A 21,340-nucleotide genomic window follows, 5' to 3' on the forward strand; every position below is an offset into this window, starting at 1 on the left:
CAGCACAAATCACCCTAGCAGAAGCTATGTTGCGGGCGGGGCGGCATTTTGCAGGCGCAGCATAAGTCGTTCAAGGCGTTAGGGAGTAAAACCTTGCGACAACTACAAGTCACTCAGCGACTCGTCAGCCATTATTTTCGGCAAAGGCTTGCCGGGCCTGGCCGCCAGGGTCACTGACGGATATTTTCAGCCCCGTCGGCATGGGTGCCATGAATGGTCGCCCATCAAATGGCGGTTGCGCAGGCAGGCGGGGCGTGCAGCCCTGCTATTCCGGGCGTGATGCAGGCTTTTCTGTGCAATAAATTGGACGCCTGCGTTCCACGCCGGACGGCAGAGTGTAGTTGTCGACATTGCTGACTACGGAGTCAGCTTGACCTGAATTGCTCAGGCTGAAAGGGTCTGCCAGCGCTGGCAGGAATACCGGGCGCGGCGTCTGGCGGGTTGCCGCCCGGGCAGTTGCTTCGCTTACTGTCGTTTATTCCAGGCCACTGTCCCGGGCATAGTCCCGCGCTTGCCGAACCAGCCAGTCGCGGAAGCTTTGCAGCGCCGCCGATTCCACCTTGCGTTCGGGAATCATCAGGTAATAGGCCTTGTCGCTGCTGTAGGCATGGTCCAGCGCCAGCACCAGACGGCCCTCGGCCAGCTCCCGTTGAATCAGGAAGGGCGGAATCAAGGCCACGCCCATCTCGTGCATGGCGGCCTGGGCGAGCATGGAGAACAGTTCGTAGCGTGGCCCGCTCATGTCCCGGGGCACATTCAGCCCCAGCGAGGCGAACCACTGGCGCCAGGCGTAGGGCCGGGTGGTTTGCTGCAGCAGCGGCAGGCCGGCGATCCGCTCGGCGCTCAGGCCGCTTTGCCCGGCGAGCAGCGCCGGGCTGCACACCGGCATCGGATTTTCGCGCATCAGCAGGTGCGAGACTGTGCCTGACCAGTCGGCGTCGCCGAAGTACACCGCGGCATCGAACTGGGTATCGGCGAACAGGAACGGCCGGGTGCGGTTGGTCAGGTTGACCGTGACCTGCGGGTACAGGCGCTGGAAATCCTTCAGCCGTGGCAGCAGCCACTGGGTGCCGAAGGTCGGCACCACCGCCAGCTCGATGCTCATGGCACCTTGCTGGCCCATCACCGCCAGGGTGTCGCGTTCCACCGCGTCGAGTTGCGCGGCGACCCGGCGCGCGTAGGACAGGCCGGCCTCGGTCAGCTGGACCCCGCGCCGCGAGCGGCGAAACAGTTCGATATTGAGAAACTCCTCCAGCCCGGCGATCTGCCGGCAGATGGCGCTCTGGGTCAGGGCCAGCTCCTCGGCCGCTCGGGTGAAGCTCTGGTGGCGGGCCGCCGACTCGAAGGCGATCAGGGCCGTGGTGCTGGGGATTTTGCGGCGCATCTGTGCGGCACTCTCACTCTGTTCTGGATTAAATGCCGCTCAAGGCTATCTCGGAGTGCGTAAAAAGCACAACAGCATGCGAAATCCTCGTTTGCCCCGCGAGCCGATGCGGCCTAGGATCAATCCCATGCACCCCGTGGGCGCGGCCACTGGCCGCGATGATTATCCCCCGTCCTATCTCGAGGTTTTCACGATGGCCAAGGCAAGCTTCAACTGGATCGACCCACTGCTGCTCGATCAGCAACTGACCGAAGAAGAGCGCATGGTGCGCGACAGCGCCCAGCAGTTCGCCGCCGACAAACTGGCCCCGCGGGTGCTGGAAGCCTTCCGCCACGAGCAGACCGACCCGGCGATCTTCCGCGAGATGGGCGACACCGGCCTGCTCGGCGCGACCATCCCCGAAGCCTACGGCGGCAGCGGCCTGAACTACGTGTGCTACGGCCTGATCGCCCGCGAAGTGGAGCGCGTCGATTCCGGCTACCGCTCGATGATGAGCGTGCAGTCGTCCCTGGTGATGGTGCCGATCTTCGAATTCGGCAACGAGGCGACTAAGCAGAAGTACCTGCCCAAGCTGGCCAGCGGCGAATACATCGGCTGCTTCGGCCTGACCGAACCGGACCATGGCTCCGATCCGGGCTCGATGATCACCCGGGCGAAGAAGGTCGACGGTGGCTACCGCCTGAGCGGCGCCAAGATGTGGATCACCAACAGCCCGATCGCCGATGTCTTTGTGGTCTGGGCCAAGGACGATGCCGGCGAGATTCGCGGCTTCGTCCTGGAGAAGGGCTGGCAGGGCCTGAGCGCCCCGGCGATTCACGGCAAGGTCGGCCTGCGCGCCTCGATCACCGGCGAAATCGTCATGGACAACGTGTTCTGCCCGGAAGAGAACTCCTTCCCCGATGTGCGTGGCCTGAAGGGGCCGTTCACCTGCCTCAACTCCGCCCGTTACGGCATCAGCTGGGGCGCCCTGGGCGCCGCCGAAGACTGCTGGCACACCGCGCGTCAGTACTGCCTGGATCGCAAGCAGTTCGGCCGTCCGCTGGCCGCCAACCAGCTGATCCAGAAGAAGCTGGCCGATATGCAGACCGAGATCACCCTGGCCCTGCAAGGCTGCCTGCGCCTCGGCCGGATGAAGGACGAGGGCACCGCCGCGGTGGAAATCACCTCGATCATGAAGCGCAACAGCTGCGGCAAGTCCCTGGACATCGCCCGCCTGGCCCGCGACATGCTCGGCGGCAACGGCATCAGCGACGAATTTGGCGTGGCCCGCCACCTGGTCAACCTGGAAGTGGTGAATACCTACGAAGGCACCCACGACGTCCATGCGTTGATCCTCGGCCGCGCGCAGACCGGGATCCAGGCTTTCTTCTGATCGTAGGGTGGATGACGCTCTTTTCATCCACCGACCTGACATTGCCATGGTGGATGGGTGAAGCGTCAGCTACGCGCCCCGATCCACCCTACTCAAGGAACTGCATCCATGTCCGGTGCCCTGTCGCATATCCGTGTACTCGACCTCTCCCGCGTCCTCGCCGGGCCCTGGGCCGGGCAGATTCTCGCCGACCTCGGCGCCGAGGTGATCAAGATCGAGCGCCCCGGGGTCGGCGATGACACCCGTCACTGGGGCCCGCCGTTCCTCAAGGATGCCCAGGGCGAGAACACCAGCGAGGCCGCCTATTACCTGTCGGCCAATCGCAACAAGCAATCGCTCACCGTGGATTTCACCCAGGCCGAGGGCCAGCGCCTGGTGCGCGAGATGGTGGCCAAGGCCGACATCCTGATCGAGAACTTCAAGGTTGGCGGCCTCGCCGCCTACGGCCTCGATTACGCCGCGCTGAAGGAGCTCAACCCGAAACTGATCTACTGCTCGATCACCGGCTTCGGCCAGGACGGCCCCTACGCCAAGCGTGCCGGTTACGACTTCATGATCCAGGGCCTGGGCGGCTTGATGAGCCTGACCGGGCGCGCCGACGACGAGGCGGGCGCCGGGCCGGTCAAGGTCGGCGTGGCCCTGACCGACATCCTCACCGGCCTGTACTCGAGCGCGGCGATTCTGGCCGCCCTGGCCAGCCGCGATCAGACCGGCCAAGGCCAGCACATCGACATGGCCCTGCTCGACGTGCAGGTCGCCTGCCTGGCCAACCAGGCGATGAACTACCTGACCACCGGCGTGGCGCCGCGCCGGCTGGGCAATGCCCACCCGAATATCGTGCCCTACCAGGACTTTCCCACCGCCGACGGCGACATCATCCTCACGGTCGGCAACGACGGGCAGTTCCGCAAGTTTTGCGAGGTCGCCGGCCTTCCGGCTTTGGCCGCCGACCCGCGTTTTTCCACCAATCAGGCGCGCGTCGCCCATCGCACCGAGCTGATCCCGCTGATCCGCCAGGCCACCGTGTTCAAGACCACTGCCGAGTGGCTGGCGGCCCTGGAACAGGCCGGTGTGCCCTGCGGCCCGATCAACGACCTGCAGCAGGTGTTCGCCGACCCGCAGGTCCAGGCCCGCGGCCTGCGCGTCGAGCTGCCGCACCCGCTGGCCGGCAGCGTGCCGCAGGTGGCCAGCCCGATACGCCTGTCGGCGACCCCGGTGCAATACCGCAACGCCCCGCCGCTGCTCGGCGAACACACCGAGCAGGTGTTGCAGCAATGGCTGGGTTTGAGTCTGGAGCAGATAGCCGAGCTGCGGCGGGCCGGGGTGCTGTAGGGTGCGCTGTGCGCACCAGGCGTTACCCATGTCCCCCGGCGAAACACATGTGGCGCACCCAGGCCGGTGACAGCGAATCGGTAGTGCTGTTCAGGCCTCCAGCGAGCTGGCCGGGCCGAAGAACTCGTAGTGGCTCTGCTGCTCCGGCACGCCGAGTTCGCGCAGGTGCTTCTTCACCTGGGCCATGAATGGCTTGGGGCCGAGGAAGTAGGCGTCCAGGTCGCGTTCGGCCGGCAGCCACTCGGCCAGCTGCGCGCGGGTCAGGAAACCCTCGGCATGCGCCTGGTCCTGGCTGCGCGGTTCGCTGTAGCAGACGAAATGCTGCACCTGCGGGTGGGCCGCGCTCTGCGCCTCGACCCAGTCGCGGAAGGCGTGCACGCCGGCATGCCGGGCGCAGTGGATGAAGTGGATCGGCCGGCCGTGATCGCGCGCGGCCTCGAGCATGCTCAGCGCCGGGGTGATGCCGACGCCGGCGCTGATCAGCACCAGCGGCTTGCTCGACTCGCGCAGGACGAAATCGCCGGCCGGCGGGAACAGTTCCAGGCGGTCGCCGACCTGCACCCGGTCGTGCAGGTGGTTGGACGCCTTGCCGCCGGGCTCGCGCTTGACGCTGATGCGGTATTCGCGGCCATTGCCGCAGGCCGACAGCGAGTAGTTGCGCCGCACTTCCTCGCCATCCAGTTGCAGGCGCAGGCCGATGTACTGGCCCGGCTGGAAGTCGAGCAGCGCGCCGCCGTCTGCCGGCACCAGGTGCAGGGAGACGATCTCCTCGCTTTCGACGATCTTTTGTGCCACCCGGAAGTCGCGGGCGCCGCGCCAGCCGCCGCTGGCTTCGGCATTGGCGGCATAGGTGCTCTCTTCGGCGTCGATCAGGATCTGCGCCAGTTGGCCATAGGCGGCGCCCCAGGCGTCGATCACCGCGTCGGTGGCGATCTCTGCGCCGAGCACCTCGCGGATCGCCCGCAACAGGCAGCTGCCGACGATCGGGTAATGTTCGGGCAGGATCTGCAACGACACATGCTTGCTGACGATCTGCCCGACCAGCGGGCCGAGCGCTTCCAGGCGGTCGATATTGCGCGTGTACATCAGCACGCCGTTGGCCAGTGCGCGTTGCTGGTCGCCGCTGGCCTGATGCGCCTGGTTGAACAGCGGGCGTACCTGCGGGTATTCGCCGAGCATCAGTTGGTAGAAATGTCGGGTCAGGGCTTCGCCGCCGGTTTCCAGTAGCGGCACTGTGGCCTTGATCAGGGTGCGTTGTTGGGCAGTGAGCATTGAGTGGTTCCTGGGTGGCTGTGCAGCCTGAGGCGTGCCGGGCAATTATCGGGAAGCATTCGGCCGCCGCGCTCAGGCATGCTAAGTTCATGGTGCCTAGGTTGTTACACAACTCGTGCCAGTTTTATAGTCCAATAATTTCAATGACTTGCATGCATTGCTGTCTTTATGACTGCAAGCAGAGCCGAGTCCTAATGACCTCGAGTAGTCTTTATGACAGCAAATCCGTTGCTGACGGCCTTGATCCCGCTGGTCGCCGATCTGTCCCGCGAACTGCCTGAAGTCGAGCGTTATCGCCGCCTGTTGCTGGCCCTGCGCGAGCTGTTGCCGTGCGATGCGGTGGCCTTGCTCAGGCTCGAGGGCGAGGTGCTGGTGCCCCTGGCGGTCGACGGCCTGAGCGCCGACACCCTCGGCCGGCGCTTCAAAGTCGGCGAGCATCCGCGCCTGCAGGCGTTGCTGGCCCAGCGCGGGCCGACCCGCTTCGCCATGGACTGCGGCCTGCCGGATCCCTATGACGGCCTGGTCGAAGGCCATCGCGGCCACCTCGAGGTGCATGACTGCATGGGCTGTCCGCTGTACCTGCAGGACCAGGTGTGGGGCCTGCTGACCCTCGACTCGCTGGACCCGGCGCGCTTCGGTCGCGTCGACCTCGACACCCTGGCCGCGTTCGCCAGCCTGGCCGCCGCCACCGTGATGGCCAATGAGCGCATCGCCCAGTTGCTGCGCCGGGTCGAGGACGAGCATCGGCTGGCCGAGGTCTACAAGCAGGCTGCCGACCAGCATCGGCCGCGCGAGCTGATCGGCCAGAGCCCGCTGCACAAACGCCTGCAGGAGGAAATCGCGCTGGTCGGCGACAGCGAGCTGACGGTGTTGATCAGCGGCGAAACCGGGGTCGGCAAGGAACTGGTGGCCGAGGCCATCCATGCCGCGTCGGCGCGGGCCATGCAACCGCTGATCAGCCTCAACTGCGCGGCGTTGCCCGAGACCCTGGTCGAGAGCGAGTTGTTCGGTCACGTGCGGGGCGCCTTCTCCGGTGCGATCAACGAGCGCAGCGGCAAGTTCGAGCTGGCCGACGGCGGCACCCTGTTTCTCGACGAGGTCGGCGAACTGCCGGTGGTGGTGCAGGCCAAGCTGCTGCGGGTGCTGCAGAGCGGGCAGTTGCAGCGGGTCGGCTCGGACCGCGAGCACCGGGTCAATGTGCGGGTGCTCGCGGCGAGCAACCGCGACCTCGCCGAGGAGGTGCGCGCCGGGCGCTTTCGCGCCGACCTCTACCACCGCCTGAGCGTGTACCCGCTGAAAGTCCCGGCGCTGCGCGAGCGCGGCCGCGACGTCCTGCTGCTGGCCGGCTACTTCCTCGAGGAGAATCGCTCGCGCCTGGGGCTGCGCAGCCTGCGCCTGACCGGCGATGCACAGAAGGCCCTGCTGGCCCACGATTGGCCGGGCAACGTGCGCGAACTCGAGCACCTGATCGGCCGTGCCGCGCTCAAGGCCTTGTCGGCCTGCGCCGAGCGGCCGCGCATCCTCAGCATCGACACTCAGGCATTGGACCTGCCCCAGCGCGCCAGCGCTGTCGAATCGCCGCCGCTGGCGCTGCCCGAAGCCGCCGGCGGTGTGCCGCTGCGCGAGGCCCTGGATGCCTACCAGAAGCAGCTGATCGACGCGGCCTTGCAGCGTCACCAGCACAAATGGGCCGACACCGCCCGCGAGCTGGGGGTGGATCGCGCCAACCTGGTACGTCTGGCTCGGCGCCTGGGCTTGAAGTAATCCGCGGCATGCCTTGATGTAAATCAATGCCGTTTGGCTGCGGGACCTCTAGCTTGGAACAAGATCCAGCAAGCCGAGGGCGCCTGATGCAGCCACGGCATGGCGAATGCGCTCAGCTGCGCTCGCAATCCGTGTGCGCAACAGTGGCGCAGGCCGCGACGGCCGGTGCGCAGGCGGGAAGTGTGGATTTGCCCCATGCGGCGGGCAGGTTCGCTGCATGGCCTGGTATGGGCCGTCTGGTCAATCCGTCCGCATAGCGAGAGGGACAGCATGAGCAGCAAGCAGAGCCAGCGCCTGCCAATCGATCTGGCCAGGCGCCTGAATGCTTACCTGCGTGCGGCCAGTGCGCTGGCTGCCTGCGGCCGACTCGACGCGCCGCGCAGCCATCTGCAGGGCCGCCGGGAGGAGTTCGAGCGCCTGCTGACGTTGAGCGAGCCGAACGCCGGTACCCGGCCGCTCGAAGCCTCGCCCTCTGAGCGCACCGAGGATCCCGGCCGGCAGCCGGTACCGGCGCCAGTGCCGAAAGGCGACGCCGACTGCTGCAGGTGACGGTTGCTTTGCTTTACTGAGGCGAGTCGCCCTGGTCCGGCCGGGTTCCTGGGGCTTCCTGGCGGTACCATCCCCCGCGTTCAGGTGGCAGACCGATGCTGAAAGTCCAGGGCCTGTGCAAGAGCTATGCGACGCCACAGGGAGCGCTGCCGGTGTTGCGCGGCATCGACCTGGAACTGGCGACGGGGCAGAGCCTGGCCCTGATGGGCGAGTCCGGCAGCGGCAAGAGCACCCTGCTGCACCTGGTGGCCGGGCTGGATCGGGCCGACGCCGGGCGTATCGAGGTCGACGGCCGCGTGCTGGGCGACCTGCATGAGGGGCAACTGGCGGCGTGGCGGCGTGGCGGCATCGGCCTGGTGTTCCAGCAATTCAACCTGATCGCCAGCCTGCGCGTCGCCGACAACCTGGCCTTGCAGGCGCGCCTGGCCGGCCGGCATGACCCGCACTGGCAGGCCGAACTGGTCGAGCGCCTCGGTCTGGCGGCCCTGCTTGGGCGCTACCCCGAACAGCTCTCGGTCGGCCAGCAGCAGCGGGTCGCGCTGGGCCGGGCGCTGGCGGTGAGACCGCCGCTGCTGCTGGCCGACGAGCCCACCGGCAGCCTGGATGAACGCAGCGCCGCCGAGGTGCTGACGCTGCTGCTGGAGTTGCTCGCCGGCAGCAGCACCAGCTTGCTGATGGTCACCCACAGCGCCAGTCTGGCGGCCCGCCTGCAACGTTGCCTGTGCCTGCAGGGCGGGCGTCTGCTGGAGACGGCCTGAGATGCGCCGCCTGTACTGGACCCTGGCTGCCCTGCTCAGCCACTGGCGGCGCCATCCGCTGCAGTTGTTCAGCGTACTGGCCGGCCTGTGGCTGGCCACCAGCCTGTGGGCCGGGGTGCAGGCGCTGAACAGCCAGGCCCGCGACAGCTATGCCCGTGCCAGTCAGCTGCTCGGCGGCGCCGAGCGCTACAGCCTGGTCGCCCGCGATGGCGGCTGGTTTGCCCAGCAGCACTTCATCGAACTGCGTCGCGCCGGCTGGCCGGTCTCGCCACTGCTGCAAGGGCGCCTGCGCCTGCACGGGCAGGGTGAACAGCGCCTGCAACTGATCGGCATCGAGCCATTGACCCTGCCGGCCGGCGGCGCGCTGGCCGGGCAACCCTTCGAACGCCTGGAGCTGACGGCGTTTCTCGGGCGCCCCGGGCGCAGCTGGATCGCCGCCGAGACCCTGGCCGAACTTGGCCTGCAAGCCGGCGCGCAGCCGCTCAGCGCCTCCGGCCAGCGCCTGCCGCCGCTGACGGTGTGGCCGCAGTTGGCGCCCGGCGTGCTGCTGGTGGACATTGGCGTGGCCCAGCGTCTGCTCGACGCCCCCGGCCAGGTCTCGCGGTTGCTGCTGCCAGCCGCATTCGCCCGCGCCGCACCACCGCTGCCAGCGGCGCTGGCCGCGCAGCTGGTGTTGCAGCGCGGCGATGAGGGGGCCGATCTGGCCCAGCTCACCGACAGCTTCCACCTCAACCTCAGCGCCCTCGGCCTGCTGGCCTTCGTCGTCGGCCTGTTCATCGTCCATGCCGCCATCGGTCTGGCCCTGGAGCAGCGCCGGGTGCTGCTGCGCAACCTGCGCACTTGCGGGGTGAGCCTGCGCGGCCTGCTGGTCGCCCTGGTCATGGAACTCGGCGCGCTGGCGCTGCTTGCTGGCGTCGCCGGGTTGCTCAGCGGCTATGCCGTGGCGGCCTGGCTGCTGCCGGATGTCGCCGCCAGCCTGCGCAGCCTGTATGGCGCCGAGGTGGCCGGACGCCTCAGCCTGGCGCCGCACTGGTGGCTGGGCGGCCTGCTGGTCTGCCTGCTCGGTGCGCTGCTGGCCGGCGCCGGCAGTCTGCTGCGCGCCGCGCGCCTGCCGCTGCTGGCCCTGGCTCAGCCCGAGGCCTGGCAACAGGCCCAGGCGCGCTGGCTGCGCCGTCAGGGCTGGCTGGCGGCGCTGCTCGGCGGTGTGGCGCTGTTCGCGCTGCTGTTCGGTGACAGCCTGGCGCTCGGCTTCGTCCTGCTCGCCGCCCTGCTGCTGGGCGCGGCCCTGGCCTTGCCGGTGGGCCTCAACCTGCTACTCGAGGCGTGGCTGCCGCACTGCCGCACGCCGCTGGCGCAGTGGTTCGTCGCCGACAGCCGCCAGCAACTGCCGGGCCTGGCGCTGGCCTTGATGGCCCTGTTGCTGGCGCTGGCGGCGAATATCGGCGTCGGTAGCATGACCGCGGGCTTTCGCCAGACCTTCAGTGGCTGGCTCGACCAGCGCCTGGCCGCCGAGCTCTACCTGATGCCCGTCGACGCCAGCCAGGCCGCGGCCATCGAGGCCTGGCTGGCCGGGCAGCCGCAGGTGCGCGCGCTGCTGCCGAGCTGGCGGGTCGAGCTGCAACTGCAGGGCTGGCCGGCACAGTTGACCGGCATCCGCGCGCAGGCGCATTACCGCGAGCACTGGCCGCTGCTGAGCGCCAGTGCCCAGGCCTGGCAGCGCCTGCAGCGGCAGCAGGGCCTGATGCTCAGCGAACAACTGGCGCGGCGCCTCGACCTGCAGCTGGGCGAACGCCTGCGCCTGCCGACGCCGAGCGGTGCCTGGGAGCTGGAGGTGCTCGGCATCTATGCCGACTACGGCAATCCCAGGGGGCACCTGCTGGTCGAGGCGGCGGGCCTGCAGCGCCACTGGCCGGGGCTGGCGCCGCGCAGTTTCAGCCTGCGCCTGCCGGCCGCAGAGGTGCCGGCACTGATCCAGGCGCTGCAGGAAGAATTCGCCCTGGACGACAGCCGGGTGATCGACCAGGCCGCGCTCAAGGCCTGGTCGGGCCGGGTATTCGAGCGCACCTTCGCCGCCACCGCCGCGCTCAACAGCCTGACCCTGGGCGTGGCCGCGCTGGCGCTGCTGATCAGTTTGCTGACCCTCGGCCAGACCCGCCTCAGCCAGCTGGCGCCGCTCTGGGCGCTGGGCGTCGGGCGCACACGACTGGCCTGGCTCAGCCTCGGCCAGACCCTGCTGCTGGCCGTGCTTACCCTGCTCCTGGCGCTGCCGCTGGGCCTGTTGCTGGCCTGGTGCCTGGTTGCGGTGATCAACGTGCAGGCCTTCGGCTGGCGCCTGCCGCTGCAGGTGTTTCCTGGCCAGCTCCTGCAGCTGTTCGGCCTGGCGCTGCTGGCCACCCTGCTGGCCGCCGCCTGGCCGCTCTGGCAACTCGGCCGCAGCACCCCGGCGGCGCTGTTGCGCAGCTTCGCCGATGAACGTTAGCGCCGCGTGGAAGCGCGGGAGAGGTAGGAGCCAGTTTGCTGTGGTCCGGCACTCCGGCGATCATTGGCGTTTGTTGACGGCTTGTCGGAATGCCGGACCACAGCAAGCTGGCTCCTGCAGATGGGGCTCGCTCGAGGAAAAGATCATGCGCGGACAGCACGCTCGCATTAGCCTGGCGCTGCTCGCCGGCCTGCTGCTGCTCGCCGCCTGCGACGCCGAAACGCCGGCGCCGGCCGCCGGCTTCGCCGGGCTGGGCGGAGCGGCGCAGGGCTTCGCCCGGGTCGAGCCGGGGCGGCTGCTGGGGTTCCCGGCCGACCACGGCGCGCACCCGGACTACCGCATCGAGTGGTGGTACCTCACCGCCAATCTGCAGGACGCCCAGGGCCGTCCCTGGGGCGTGCAATGGACGCTGTTTCGCAACGCCCTGCAGCCCGGCTCGCGCGAGGCGGACTGGCGCAACCAGAACCTGTGGATGGGCCATGCCGCGCTGACCGGACCGGACGGCCATCGCCACGCCGAGACCTTCGCCCGCGGCGGCATCGGCCAGGCCGGGGTGGTGGCCGAACCCTTGCAGGCCTGGATCGACGACTGGCAGCTGCGCAGCCGCAGCCCGGCCAATGGCGGCCTGGGCGAGCTGGAGCTGCAGGCCCGCGGCGAGGGCTTCAGCTATCGCCTGCGCCTGACCAGCGAACGACCGCCGGTGCTGCAGGGCGCCCAGGGTTTCAGCCAGAAGTCCGGCCAGGGCCAGGCTTCCTATTACTACAGCCAGCCGTTCTTCCAGGCCGAGGGTAGCCTGCTGGTGGACGGCAAGCGCCATGCGGTCAAGGGGCAGGCCTGGCTCGACCGCGAATGGAGCAGCCAGCCGCTGGCGCCCGATCAGCAGGGCTGGGACTGGTTCTCCCTGCACCTGCAGAGCGGCGAGAAACTGATGCTGTTCCAGGTGCGTCAGGCCGACGGCGCGCATTACCGCGCCGGTACCTGGATCCATGCGGACGGCCGGGCCGAGCCGCTGAGCCAGGCGGACATCCAGATGCAGCCGGTGCGTTTCAGCCGGGTCGCCGGCCGGCGCCTGCCGACCGCCTGGACCCTGCGCATCGCCGCCAAGGATTTCGCCATCGACACCACGCCGTTGCAGGAGCAGGCCTGGATGGCCACCCGCTTTCCCTACTGGGAAGGGCCGATCCGTTTCAGCGGCAGCCACCCGGGCGTGGGCTACCTGGAAATGACCGGCTATTGAACCGCGCAGCGCTCAGCGGCGCTGCGGGGTGTGGCGCACCGGCGCGCCGCCCGCCACGTAGTAGGGCGCGGTGCTGCGCGGCAGCGGGGTGCGTCCGCGGATTTTGTCGGCGATCTTCTCGGCCATCATGATGGTCGGCGCGTTGAGGTTGCCGGTGGTGATCAGCGGCATGATCGAGGCGTCGACCACTCGCAGCCCTTCGATGCCGTGCACCCGGCCCTGGCCGTCGACCACCGCCATCTCATCGAAGCCCATCTTGCACGAGCAGGACGGGTGGAAGGCGGTTTCCGCATGTTCGCGGACGAAGGCGTCCAGTTCGGCGTCGCTCTGCACCTCGGCGCCGGGGCTGAGTTCGCGGCCGCGGAACGGATCGAGCGCCGACTGGCTCATGATCTCGCGGGTGATGCGGATGCCGTCGCGGAACTCCTGCCAGTCCTGCGGGCTGCTCATGTAGTTGAACAGGATGCTCGGGTGCTGGCGCGGGTCCTTCGACCTGGCCTGGACGCGGCCGCGACTGGGCGAGCGCATGGAGCCGACGTGGGCCTGGAAACCGTGTTCCCTGACCGCATTGCTGCCGTTGTAATTGATCGCCACCGGGAGGAAATGGTACTGGATGTTCGGCCACTCGAACTCGGCGCTGGTGCGGATGAAGCCACCGGCCTCGAACTGGTTGCTGGCGCCGGTGCCCTTGCCGAGGAACAGCCATTTGGCGCCGATCGGCGGCTGGTTCCACCATTGCAGCGCCGGGTACAGCGACACCGGCTCCTTGCAGGCATATTGCAGGTACATCTCCAGGTGGTCCTGGAGGTTCTCGCCGACCCCGGGCAGGTCGTGCACCAACGGGATGTCGAGGTCGCGCAGCAGGGCGGCCGGGCCGACCCCGGAGCGCTGGAGGATCTGCGGCGAGGCGATGGCGCCGCTGCACAGCAGTACTTCGCGGCGCGCATTGACGGTGGTCGGGGTGTTGCTGTCGCCGTGCAGGTAATCGACGCCGATGGCGCGCTTGCCGCTGAACAGGATGCGCTCGGTCAGGGCGTGGGTGACGATGGTCAGGTTCGGCCGCCCCTTGGCCTGGTCCAGATAGCCGCGCGCGGTGCTGGAGCGCCGGCCCTGCGGGGTCACGGTGCGATCCATCGGGCCGAAGCCTTCCTGCTGGTAGCCGTTGAGGTCATCGGTGCGCGGGTAACCGGCCTGCACACCGGCTTCGATCATGGCGTGGAACAGCGGATTGTTGCCGGCCTTAGGCGTGGTCACGCTGACCGGGCCGTCGCCGCCGTGGTAGGCGTTGGCACCGCTGTCGCGGCTTTCTGCTTTCCTGAAATACGGCAGGCAGTCGAGGTAGGTCCAGTCTTCCAGGCCCTTCTCCTTGGCCCAGCCGTCGTAGTCGAGGGCGTTGCCGCGGATGTAGCACATGCCGTTGATCAGGGACGAGCCGCCGAGGCCCTTGCCGCGTCCGCACTCCATGCGTCGGTTGTTCATGTAGGGTTCCGGCTCGGTCTCGTAGGCCCAGTTGTAGCGTCGGCCCTGCAGCGGGAAGGCCAGCGCGGCGGGCATCTGGGTGCGGAAATCCAGGCGGTAGTCCGGGCCGCCGGCTTCCAGCAGCAGCACGCTGACCTCGGCATCCTCGCTCAGGCGGGTGGCCAGCACGTTACCGGCCGAGCCGGCGCCGATGATGATGTAGTCGAATTCTTGGGACATGGGCGTCACCTTGTAACCCGGATGTAATTCGGGTGAAACGGTCTGACGGTTCCCGGATTGCATCCGGGCTACTGGGCTGTGTGGCAGTCATCCCGTGGGAGGGGCTTTAGCCGCGAAAAGCGTCGCGGCTAAAGCCCCTCCCACGGGTGCGCGGAGTGCTCAAAACACCGAGGCGTAGCCGCCGAGTTCGACCTGCACCGACTTGATCCGGGTGTAATGCTCCAGGGTGCTCAGGCCGTTCTCGCGGCCGACGCCGGACTGCTTGTAGCCGCCCACCGGCATTTCCGCCGGCGACTCGCCCCAGGTGTTGATCCAGCAGATGCCGGCTTCCAGCTGGTGGATCACCCGGTGCGCGCGCGCCAGGTCGCGGGTCACCACGCCAGCGGCGAGGCCGTAGTCGGTGGCGTTGGCCCGGCGGATCACTTCCTCTTCGCTGTCGTAGACTAGGATGCTCATCACCGGGCCGAAGATTTCTTCGCGGACGATGGTCATGGCGTCGCTGCAATCGGTGAACACGGTCGGCGCCACGTAGGCGCCATTGGCGAATTCACCGTCGGTCACCCGCTCGCCGCCAATCAGCAGGCGCGCGCCTTCGCTGCGGCCCTTGTCGATGTAGCCGAGCACGCTTTCCAGATGGGCGAAGCTGACCAGCGGGCCGAAGTTGGTGTTGTCGTCCTGCGGGTTGCCCAGGCGGATACGCTTGACCCGTTCCAGTACCTTGCTCTCGAAGCGCGCCTGCAGCATGCGCGGGATGAACACGCGGGTGCCGTTGGTGCAGACCTGGCCGGAGCTGTAGAAGTTGGCCATCACCGCGATGTCGGCGGCGCGGTCGAGGTCGGCGTCCTCGAAGACGATCAGCGGCGACTTGCCGCCCAGCTCCATGGTCACTTCCTTGAGCGAGGAACTGGAGGCGCTGGCCATGACCTTCTTGCCGGTGCTGGTGCCGCCGGTGAAGGAAATTTTCTCGATACCCGGGTGTTCGGTCAGCCACTGGCCGACCTCGCGGCCACTGCCGGTGAGCACGTTGAACACGCCGTCCGGCAGGCCGGCTTCGCTGTAGATCTCGGCCAGCTTGAGCACGCTGAGCGGGGTGACTTCGCTGGGCTTGAAGATCATCGCGTTGCCGGCGGCCAGGGCCGGGGCGGACTTCCACAGGGCGATCTGGATCGGGTAGTTCCACGCGCCGATGCCGGCGACCACGCCCAGCGGCTCGCGGCGGGTGTAGACGAACGAGCTTTCGCGCAGGGGGATCTGCTGGCCTTCGATGGCGGGCACCAGGCCGGCGTAATACTCGAGCACGTCGGCGCCGGTGACGATGTCGACGAAGCGGGTTTCCGACAGCGGCTTGCCGGTGTCGAGGGTTTCCAGTTCGGCCAGCTCGTCGTTACGTTCCCGCAGGATGTCCACCGCCTTGCGCAGGATGCGCGAGCGCTGCATGGCGGTCATCGCCGCCCAGACCTTCTGCCCGGCGGTCGCGCTGGCCACCGCGCGGTCGACGTCGGCCTGGCTGGCGCGCTGCACGTTGGCCAGCACTTCCCCGTTGGCCGGGTTGATGGTTTCGAAGGTGACGCCGCTGGTCGAATCGACATAGCGGCCGCCGATGTAGAGCTTCTGTTCGTCGAATCGGGCCATGGGGGAGTCCTCTCTTGTCTGTTGTCTTCGCAAGGCTGGCTGGCGGCTTCGGTGCGCCTTGACCAGATGGGTGGGCAGGTCCAGGTGTCGCGCACAGCGACAATGTCCAGGCCGGAAAGAGTGAAAATCAGCCTACGTTATTTTTATTGAACGATCAATCAACAAAAATAACCGAGAGCGACTCAGGCTGGTCTGGATGCGACAGACAGCGTGCCGAGGGCAGGGTTGGAAGGGGATTGCGGGGGGTTAGCCGGATTGCCGGACCGTCCAACAGTCCGTAGGGTGCGCCGTGCGCACCAGCGCCCGAGGCCATGGAGCGGGTTGTCTATGGTGCGCACGGCGCACCCTACACGGCGATCAGCATCGTCCGTGTGGACAGCGTTGCGTTCAGCCAGCCTTGCCCAGCTGCTGGTCGAGATAGTCGTAGGCGATCTGGATGGCCTGCTGGGTGTCGAAGCTGCCGCCGGACAGCGCCCCGCGCAGCCACAGCCCGTCGATCAGGGCGGCCAGGCCGCGCGAGGCGGTGCGGGCCTGCTGCACGGGGAGGACGCGGCGGAACTGGCAGCACAGGTTGGAATCCAGGCGGTGGTCGTTGACCCGCTGCAAGCGGCGCAAGGAGGGCTGGTGCATGCTGCTGGCCCAGAACGCCAGCCAGGTCTTGATCGCCGGCCCGTTGACCTGGCTGTCGTCGAAGTTGCCGTCGATCATCGCCCGCAGGTGCGCGCGCGGGCTGTCGTCCTTGAGCGCAGCCCGGCGGGCGCGCACCGCAGTGCTCAGGGCCAGCATCAGGTGACGCATGGTGGCGTCGAGCAGGCCGTTCTTGTCCTTGAAATAGTGGCTGATGATGCCATTGGAGACCCCCGCCAGCCGGGCAATATAGGCAATGCTGGCATCGCCCATGCCGACCTGATCGACGGCTTCGAGGGTCGCCGCAATCAGTTGCGAGCGGCGGATCGGTTGCATTCCGACCTTGGGCATCGGTATCTCCGTGGTTCGAGAGGTGACAACAAGCGCCTCTGGCGAGCGCCTTGTGCTGCCCGCGGGCGGGGTTGCGCGACGACGCTCGATGTTTTCACAACCCCGGCGGGCCTTGCCGGGGCTGGGCCGCAGTCTAGGCCGATTTTTATTGAGCGATCAAACAAATATGCCGTGGAGCCCACGACTTGCCGGCCGCGGCAGGGCCGGCACCAGCCCTTGCCGCCGGACGGGCAAGCCCCCCGCGCCGTGACACCGGCGGACTATGTCATTATAATTTGATTAACATCAAACTTGAGTGATTGGCTATTTTATGGAAAGCAAGACTGCGCGTCTCACCGTGTTGATCGATCCGGTCAAGAAGAAGGCGTTCGAGGAACTGTGCGCCGGGCAGGACCTGACGCCGTCCCAAGTCGTGCGCCAGCTGATTCGCGATTACCTCGAGAGCCACGGCGTCACCTACGCCACCCAGAGCAAGCGCGGCCCAAGCGCCAAGTCATGATCCGCTGAGCCGCCCGCTTCTCAGCTAGCGTGCTCGCGCTCCTCGTAGGCGCCCAGCGCGGCGCTGAAGTCGGCGTGATAATGCTCCGCGCCGATCTCCTGCAGGATGCCCGCCTTGTCCAGCTTGGCCAGCACCTTGCGGTTGGCCTCGCAGAGTTTCACCACGATCTTGCGTTTGTGCAGTTGCTGGATGACTTCCTCCAGCGTCTGCAGGCCGGTGATATCCATGAACGGCACGCGGTTCAGGCGAATCACCAGCATCTGCGGATCGGTATGGGTTTGCGCCAGTGCGCGCTCGAAGTTCTCGGCCGCGGCAAAGAACAGCGGTCCTTCGATCGTGTATACCAGCACCCCAGGCGGCAGGTGGGTATGACCGCCAAGCCGTAACTCCTCTTCCAGCTCCTGCTCGACCACCTGCTGCACTTCCACCGAAGCGGCCATCCGCCGCATGAAATGCAGCATCGCCAGGATCACGCCGATGTTCACCGCAACCACCAGGTCGCTGAACACCGTGAGGCTGAAGGTGATCAGCAGGATCGCCACGTCCGCCCGCGGCGCCCGCAGCACCATGCGCTTGAAGTGGCGCAGTTCGCTCATGTTGTAGGCGACCACGAACAGGATCGCCGCCAGCGCGCACAGCGGGATGTCGGACGCCAGCGGGGCCAGGAACAGGATGATCAGCAGCAAGGTGACCGCGTGCATGACGCCGGCCAGCGGGCTGGTGCCGCCGTTACGGATATTGGTGGCGGTGCGCGCAATCGCGCCGGTGGCGGCGAAACCGCCGAACAGCGGCGCGGCCAGGTTGGCGATGCCCTGGCCGATCAGCTCCTGGTTGGAATCATGCTTGGTACCCGTCATGCCGTCGGCCACCACCGCCGACAGCAGCGATTCGATCGCCCCGAGCATGGCAATCGCAAAGGCCGGGCCGATCAGCTCGATCACCCGCGGCAGGGTGATTTCAGGCAGGCCCAGGGTAGGCAGGCCCTGGGGGATACCGCCGAAGGCGCTGCCGATGGTGGCCACGCCTTCGAACTGAAACAGTGCCTGGATCAGCGTGACCACCAGCATCGCCACCAGCGGGCCCGGCACGCGCTTGAGCCCCGGCAGCCTTGTTGAAAACAGCACCAGGCCCAGGCTGAGGATGGCCAGCAGGGTGGTGGCCGGGTGCAGGTCCGGTAGCGCTTGCAGCAGATGCCAGACCTTCTCGTGGAAATGCTCGCCGTCGACCTTGGGCAAGCCGAAGAAGTCTTTCCACTGGCCGACCCAGATGATCACCCCGATCCCGGCGGTGAAGCCGACGATCACCGGCGCCGGGATGAATTTGATGATCGCGCCGAGCCGGGTGATGCCGAGCAACAGCAGCATGACGCCGGCCATCATGGTGGCGATTTGCAGGCCATCGATGCCGTGCTCGGCGGTGATGCTCGCCAGAATCACGATGAACGCCCCGGTCGGCCCGGCGATTTGCAGACGGCTGCCGCCAAACAGGGAGACCAGCACGCCGGCAACGATCGCCGTATAGATGCCTTGCTCGGGCTTGACCCCCGAGGCGATGGCAAAGGCCATTGCCAGCGGCAACGCGACTATCCCGACGATCACCCCGGAGACCAGGTTGTTCAGCCAGTGCTTGCGCCCCAGCAAACCGGCCTTCCACGCTTCACGTACCGCAATCATGGCGAACTCCTCAGTGAGTGCATGTGCATGATATTATCATGTAGTGATAATGAATCGGCTCTTTGACTGATCGTTTCGAGACTCACGCCTGGCCTTGCAGGCTGAGGCGTAGCGGAGCAGGCGACAGACACTGAGCGCACAGGTGTGCGCAAGCACCAACCAGCGGGTGACCGAGATGAACCGTAACGACGTTAAAAGCAAACATGCCGAGGGCGTCACCTTCGACACCCATGTGATCGCCAACCCGACCAACCTCAAGGAGTGGATCGTGTTCTTCAAGAAGGATGCGGGGAGAAGCTACTTTCTGGTCGATGAGCGCGAGGAGGTCGAGTCCTTCGTCCATCTGGATGAGTTGATCGATGAGCTGCGCGAACTGGGGATCAAGAACGCAGAGATCCATTTTTAAGGCTCCGCCCAAGTCAGCTGTTGCAAGAAGGCATTGAGACAAAACCACTGACCGCAGCAATGGCCATTGCTGCGGAGCTCACCTCAGAGCCGTTCGAGGAAGCGCAAAATCGTCGCATTGACCCGCTGCGGGTGGGTGATCGGGCCCATGTGTCCGACGCCCGCGAACTCGACCACTTCTACCCGCGGCAAGGTCTGGGTCAGCAGCCGGGCGACGCCCAGGGAAGAGGCCGGCGAGTCCTTGCCCAGCATGTACAGCAGCGGAATATCCAGCTCGGCGAAGGCCGCCAGCGCCGTGGGTTCACCGAGCAATGCCCCGGCCCAGCCGCGAACATTGCCGATCGAGGTCGTGATAGGGCCTTGGCGCGCTTCAGGCATGCGCGCCCAGCTGCCTGCGCCCATCCAGTAGTCGATAAAACACTCGGCCGCACCCTGCGGATTGCCCGCCTCCAGTGCAGCGGCAGCGGCCGTCATGGTGGCGCGGATGCCGTCGGCGGCATTCGGCGGCGGGGATTCGGCATCGAGCAGAGAAAACAGGGTCGGTTCATACAGGGCCAGGGCGCGAACGCGCCGGGGCTGGCTGAGCGCGGCGATCAACGCCACCGCCGCGCCGTAGGAATGCGCGACCAGGGCAAAGGGCTCGCCGGCGCGGGCAAACACCGGCTCGAGCAGGGCCACCTCGTCGCGCAGCGCAACCGCCCGCTCGCCTGGCCAGGCCGGACTCCGTCCCGCTCCCAGCGAGTCGGCGGCCAGCACATGAAAGCGCGGCGCCAAGAGCTCCATCAATGTTCGCCACTGGCTCGACGTGCTGGCGTTCGAGTGCAGGCAGACTACCCCGGGGCCGGCACCGGCCTCGCGAAAGAACGGAATTGCAGGCTGCATGGCGAATCCTCGGCAGGGGAAAGGGCGCCGATTAATTCTAGCGCGGGTTCCGACCGATCAATAAGGCAGCGCGCTTTTTCTGGCGCCGCGCTCAAGCCCCGGCGGAGGCATCGGTCAACTCCTGGAAGAGCATCAGCAGGCCCAGCGCCACGGGCGCGGGGAACGCGTGCTGCGGGCCCATGCTGAGGATCGCGGGGTCGGTCGAGCGCAACAGGGCCTTCAGTGCACCGAGCAGGCCCGGGGCTTTGGGCTGGCGCGGCAGCCTCATCAGCCTTGCCGCCAGCCTGTCGCCCGCGCTGATGAGCCAGTCGTCCGGGCCAATCCCCAGCAGGCGATCGGCAATACTGGTTCGCGGATCGAGCAGACAATAGATGACCTTGCCCTCGCCATCCAGCAGGCTGAACGCGACCTTGTGCAGCGGGTTGCTCAGCTTGCCCAGAATGCTCTGCTCGAACTGCATCACCACGCGCTGCTGCGGGTCCGTAACTATCCAGCGTGACGGCATGATCTTGCGATTTGGGCCCATGCGCCACACCTGCTGCTGCTCATCCACCAGCGCGAGCACGGCAAAACTCGCCCGCCCCACCAGGTCACAGGTTGCCATGACCTGCTGAGTGCGCTCATCGAGAATTTCCAGGCTGTAGCGATAGCCTTTGCCGGCCCCCTCCTTGCGATAGAAGGTGCGGGCACGGTAGAGCGCCTGGTCTGTCGCAATGGTCATGGCATCAGGATCCGCATGGGTGACAGGCACGACTCGCGCGTGGCCAATGGTGAGGGCAGGATAGGCGAGCGCATTTATCAACTGAAAGGCATGGCTCGGAAAATAAACAGGTCCCCTTTTGGCCGTGCCCTTTTTGGCTATGAGGCCAGAATCGCCGTTCAAACGCCAAGGCATCGCTTGCGGCTGCTCCCCTGAGTGCTGGTCAGGCGTCTCTCACGCCCATTTCTTTCCAAGTTCTTGCAGTCCGGCCTTTTGCAAGTCGTCCGGGCTCATCGCGATGCGAAACTTGCAGTCGGCCTGGAAGTTGAGGAAGAAGGGCTCCGCAAAGGCGGGTACATCCGACGGCTCTTGAACGTCGATGACAAAGATGCCGCCGCGCTTGCCGTCTTGCTCGGTGAAGTAGGCCGCTTCCGGCTTGATGGTTTCGAGGATGCGGGCGATGACTTCGCCCGCTTTGCCGGTTCTCACGAGGGTATTGAATGGCTCATGGGGGAACTCGGCGGTGAGGAGCATTTTCATGACAGGACTCCAGCTTGTTGTGGTACTTGGAGACGGTTCCGCTGACGGCTATTGACGCGGAGTGCTCTGTCGCGTTGCCTTCCTTGTCGTCCTGCAACCTTGCTATTCCTCGAAAACGCGACAGGTTCTGGCTAGCTGATCTGATTGGGCGCTAGCACGGTTAACCCTAGTTACCGCCCATTGGGC

The 21,340-nt window shown here is 66.8% G+C and carries 18 protein-coding genes; 9 read left to right on the forward strand and 9 right to left on the reverse strand.

Features of this window, described 5'->3' with window-relative positions:
- Positions 1-475: 475 nt before the first annotated feature.
- A complete protein-coding gene (locus G9C89_RS12370) occupies positions 476-1,384 on the reverse strand; it encodes a LysR family transcriptional regulator (protein WP_172148287.1) in 909 nt (302 codons plus the stop codon).
- Positions 1,385-1,577: 193 nt separating this feature from the next.
- On the opposite strand from G9C89_RS12370, the gene G9C89_RS12375 reads away from it, so the two are divergent.
- Both G9C89_RS12375 and G9C89_RS12380 read left to right on the forward strand, forming a co-directional pair.
- A complete protein-coding gene (locus G9C89_RS12375; RefSeq protein ID WP_172148289.1) occupies positions 1,578-2,756 on the forward strand; it encodes an acyl-CoA dehydrogenase in 1,179 nt (392 codons plus the stop codon).
- Positions 2,757-2,864: 108 nt separating this feature from the next.
- A complete protein-coding gene (locus G9C89_RS12380; RefSeq protein ID WP_172148291.1) occupies positions 2,865-4,088 on the forward strand; it encodes a CaiB/BaiF CoA transferase family protein in 1,224 nt (407 codons plus the stop codon).
- Positions 4,089-4,178: 90 nt separating this feature from the next.
- Here G9C89_RS12380 and hmpA read toward each other — a convergent pair whose 3' ends face one another.
- Positions 4,179-5,360 carry an NO-inducible flavohemoprotein gene (gene hmpA, locus G9C89_RS12385; protein WP_172148293.1) on the reverse strand — a complete coding sequence of 394 codons (1,182 nt, stop codon included), beginning with the start codon at positions 5,358-5,360 and terminating at the stop codon, positions 4,179-4,181.
- A gap of 213 nt (positions 5,361-5,573) precedes the next feature.
- Between hmpA and norR the strand changes: the two genes are divergently transcribed.
- The 5 genes from norR to G9C89_RS12410 all read left to right on the forward strand — a co-directional run bounded on the left by norR (position 5,574) and on the right by G9C89_RS12410 (position 12,147).
- The gene (gene norR, locus G9C89_RS12390; RefSeq protein ID WP_172148295.1) at positions 5,574-7,124 is read left to right on the forward strand and encodes a nitric oxide reductase transcriptional regulator NorR; all 1,551 of its coding nucleotides are present in this window, start codon (positions 5,574-5,576) and stop codon (positions 7,122-7,124) included.
- 270 nt (positions 7,125-7,394) lie between these two features.
- Positions 7,395-7,673 carry a hypothetical protein gene (locus G9C89_RS12395; protein ID WP_172148297.1) on the forward strand — a complete coding sequence of 93 codons (279 nt, stop codon included), beginning with the start codon at positions 7,395-7,397 and terminating at the stop codon, positions 7,671-7,673.
- Between the two features lie 95 nt (positions 7,674-7,768).
- Positions 7,769-8,431, forward strand: a complete 663-nt coding sequence (locus G9C89_RS12400) for an ABC transporter ATP-binding protein (protein ID WP_172148299.1) — start codon at positions 7,769-7,771, stop codon at positions 8,429-8,431.
- Position 8,432: 1 nt separating this feature from the next.
- Positions 8,433-10,910: an FtsX-like permease family protein gene (locus tag G9C89_RS12405; RefSeq protein ID WP_172148301.1), complete on the forward strand. Its 2,478-nt coding sequence runs from the start codon at positions 8,433-8,435 to the stop codon at positions 10,908-10,910.
- Between the two features lie 145 nt (positions 10,911-11,055).
- Positions 11,056-12,147: a lipocalin-like domain-containing protein gene (locus G9C89_RS12410; protein ID WP_172148303.1), complete on the forward strand. Its 1,092-nt coding sequence runs from the start codon at positions 11,056-11,058 to the stop codon at positions 12,145-12,147.
- Positions 12,148-12,159: 12 nt separating this feature from the next.
- Here G9C89_RS12410 and betA read toward each other — a convergent pair whose 3' ends face one another.
- The 3 genes from betA to betI form a co-directional block, all read right to left on the reverse strand.
- A complete protein-coding gene (gene betA / locus G9C89_RS12415) occupies positions 12,160-13,845 on the reverse strand; it encodes a choline dehydrogenase (RefSeq protein WP_172148313.1) in 1,686 nt (561 codons plus the stop codon).
- Positions 13,846-14,004: 159 nt separating this feature from the next.
- Positions 14,005-15,477 carry a betaine-aldehyde dehydrogenase gene (gene betB, locus G9C89_RS12420; RefSeq protein WP_172148315.1) on the reverse strand — a complete coding sequence of 491 codons (1,473 nt, stop codon included), beginning with the start codon at positions 15,475-15,477 and terminating at the stop codon, positions 14,005-14,007.
- 387 nt (positions 15,478-15,864) lie between these two features.
- Positions 15,865-16,455: a transcriptional regulator BetI gene (betI, locus tag G9C89_RS12425; RefSeq protein ID WP_172148317.1), complete on the reverse strand. Its 591-nt coding sequence runs from the start codon at positions 16,453-16,455 to the stop codon at positions 15,865-15,867.
- 310 nt (positions 16,456-16,765) lie between these two features.
- Here betI and G9C89_RS12430 point away from each other — a divergent pair, with 310 nt between their 5' ends.
- The gene (locus G9C89_RS12430; protein WP_172148319.1) at positions 16,766-16,954 is read left to right on the forward strand and encodes a ribbon-helix-helix domain-containing protein; all 189 of its coding nucleotides are present in this window, start codon (positions 16,766-16,768) and stop codon (positions 16,952-16,954) included.
- Between the two features lie 20 nt (positions 16,955-16,974).
- Here G9C89_RS12430 and G9C89_RS12435 read toward each other — a convergent pair whose 3' ends face one another.
- The gene (locus tag G9C89_RS12435; RefSeq protein ID WP_172148321.1) at positions 16,975-18,627 is read right to left on the reverse strand and encodes a SulP family inorganic anion transporter; all 1,653 of its coding nucleotides are present in this window, start codon (positions 18,625-18,627) and stop codon (positions 16,975-16,977) included.
- Between the two features lie 175 nt (positions 18,628-18,802).
- On the opposite strand from G9C89_RS12435, the gene G9C89_RS12440 reads away from it, so the two are divergent.
- The gene (locus tag G9C89_RS12440; protein WP_090500965.1) at positions 18,803-19,033 is read left to right on the forward strand and encodes a hypothetical protein; all 231 of its coding nucleotides are present in this window, start codon (positions 18,803-18,805) and stop codon (positions 19,031-19,033) included.
- An 83-nt stretch (positions 19,034-19,116) separates the two neighbouring features.
- On the opposite strand, the gene G9C89_RS12445 is transcribed toward G9C89_RS12440, so the two are convergent.
- The 3 genes from G9C89_RS12445 to G9C89_RS12455 all read right to left on the reverse strand — a co-directional run bounded on the left by G9C89_RS12445 (position 19,117) and on the right by G9C89_RS12455 (position 21,154).
- The gene (locus tag G9C89_RS12445) at positions 19,117-19,914 is read right to left on the reverse strand and encodes an alpha/beta fold hydrolase (protein WP_172148323.1); all 798 of its coding nucleotides are present in this window, start codon (positions 19,912-19,914) and stop codon (positions 19,117-19,119) included.
- 91 nt (positions 19,915-20,005) lie between these two features.
- The gene (locus G9C89_RS12450) at positions 20,006-20,809 is read right to left on the reverse strand and encodes a hypothetical protein (protein WP_172148325.1); all 804 of its coding nucleotides are present in this window, start codon (positions 20,807-20,809) and stop codon (positions 20,006-20,008) included.
- 39 nt (positions 20,810-20,848) lie between these two features.
- Positions 20,849-21,154: a panthothenate synthetase gene (locus tag G9C89_RS12455; protein WP_172148327.1), complete on the reverse strand. Its 306-nt coding sequence runs from the start codon at positions 21,152-21,154 to the stop codon at positions 20,849-20,851.
- Positions 21,155-21,340: the final 186 nt, after the last annotated feature.

The sequence above is a fragment of the Pseudomonas tumuqii genome (genome assembly GCF_013184545.1).
In the GTDB taxonomy this organism is placed as follows: domain Bacteria; phylum Pseudomonadota; class Gammaproteobacteria; order Pseudomonadales; family Pseudomonadaceae; genus Aquipseudomonas; species Aquipseudomonas tumuqii.

Coding starts and splice junctions, on each gene's coding strand:
- G9C89_RS12435 (WP_172148321.1), bottom strand. CDS start 18,627: ATGATTGCGGTACGTGAAGCGTGGAAGGCCGGTTTGCTGGGGCGCAAG.
- hmpA (WP_172148293.1), bottom strand. CDS start 5,360: ATGCTCACTGCCCAACAACGCACCCTGATCAAGGCCACAGTGCCGCTA.
- betA (WP_172148313.1), bottom strand. CDS start 13,845: ATGTCCCAAGAATTCGACTACATCATCATCGGCGCCGGCTCGGCCGGT.
- G9C89_RS12380 (WP_172148291.1), top strand. CDS start 2,865: ATGTCCGGTGCCCTGTCGCATATCCGTGTACTCGACCTCTCCCGCGTC.
- G9C89_RS12410 (WP_172148303.1), top strand. CDS start 11,056: ATGCGCGGACAGCACGCTCGCATTAGCCTGGCGCTGCTCGCCGGCCTG.
- norR (WP_172148295.1), top strand. CDS start 5,574: ATGACAGCAAATCCGTTGCTGACGGCCTTGATCCCGCTGGTCGCCGAT.
- G9C89_RS12445 (WP_172148323.1), bottom strand. CDS start 19,914: ATGCAGCCTGCAATTCCGTTCTTTCGCGAGGCCGGTGCCGGCCCCGGG.
- G9C89_RS12440 (WP_090500965.1), top strand. CDS start 18,803: ATGAACCGTAACGACGTTAAAAGCAAACATGCCGAGGGCGTCACCTTC.
- G9C89_RS12455 (WP_172148327.1), bottom strand. CDS start 21,154: ATGAAAATGCTCCTCACCGCCGAGTTCCCCCATGAGCCATTCAATACC.
- G9C89_RS12375 (WP_172148289.1), top strand. CDS start 1,578: ATGGCCAAGGCAAGCTTCAACTGGATCGACCCACTGCTGCTCGATCAG.
- G9C89_RS12395 (WP_172148297.1), top strand. CDS start 7,395: ATGAGCAGCAAGCAGAGCCAGCGCCTGCCAATCGATCTGGCCAGGCGC.
- G9C89_RS12450 (WP_172148325.1), bottom strand. CDS start 20,809: ATGCCTTGGCGTTTGAACGGCGATTCTGGCCTCATAGCCAAAAAGGGC.
- G9C89_RS12370 (WP_172148287.1), bottom strand. CDS start 1,384: ATGCGCCGCAAAATCCCCAGCACCACGGCCCTGATCGCCTTCGAGTCG.
- G9C89_RS12430 (WP_172148319.1), top strand. CDS start 16,766: ATGGAAAGCAAGACTGCGCGTCTCACCGTGTTGATCGATCCGGTCAAG.
- betI (WP_172148317.1), bottom strand. CDS start 16,455: ATGCCCAAGGTCGGAATGCAACCGATCCGCCGCTCGCAACTGATTGCG.
- betB (WP_172148315.1), bottom strand. CDS start 15,477: ATGGCCCGATTCGACGAACAGAAGCTCTACATCGGCGGCCGCTATGTC.
- G9C89_RS12400 (WP_172148299.1), top strand. CDS start 7,769: ATGCTGAAAGTCCAGGGCCTGTGCAAGAGCTATGCGACGCCACAGGGA.
- G9C89_RS12405 (WP_172148301.1), top strand. CDS start 8,433: ATGCGCCGCCTGTACTGGACCCTGGCTGCCCTGCTCAGCCACTGGCGG.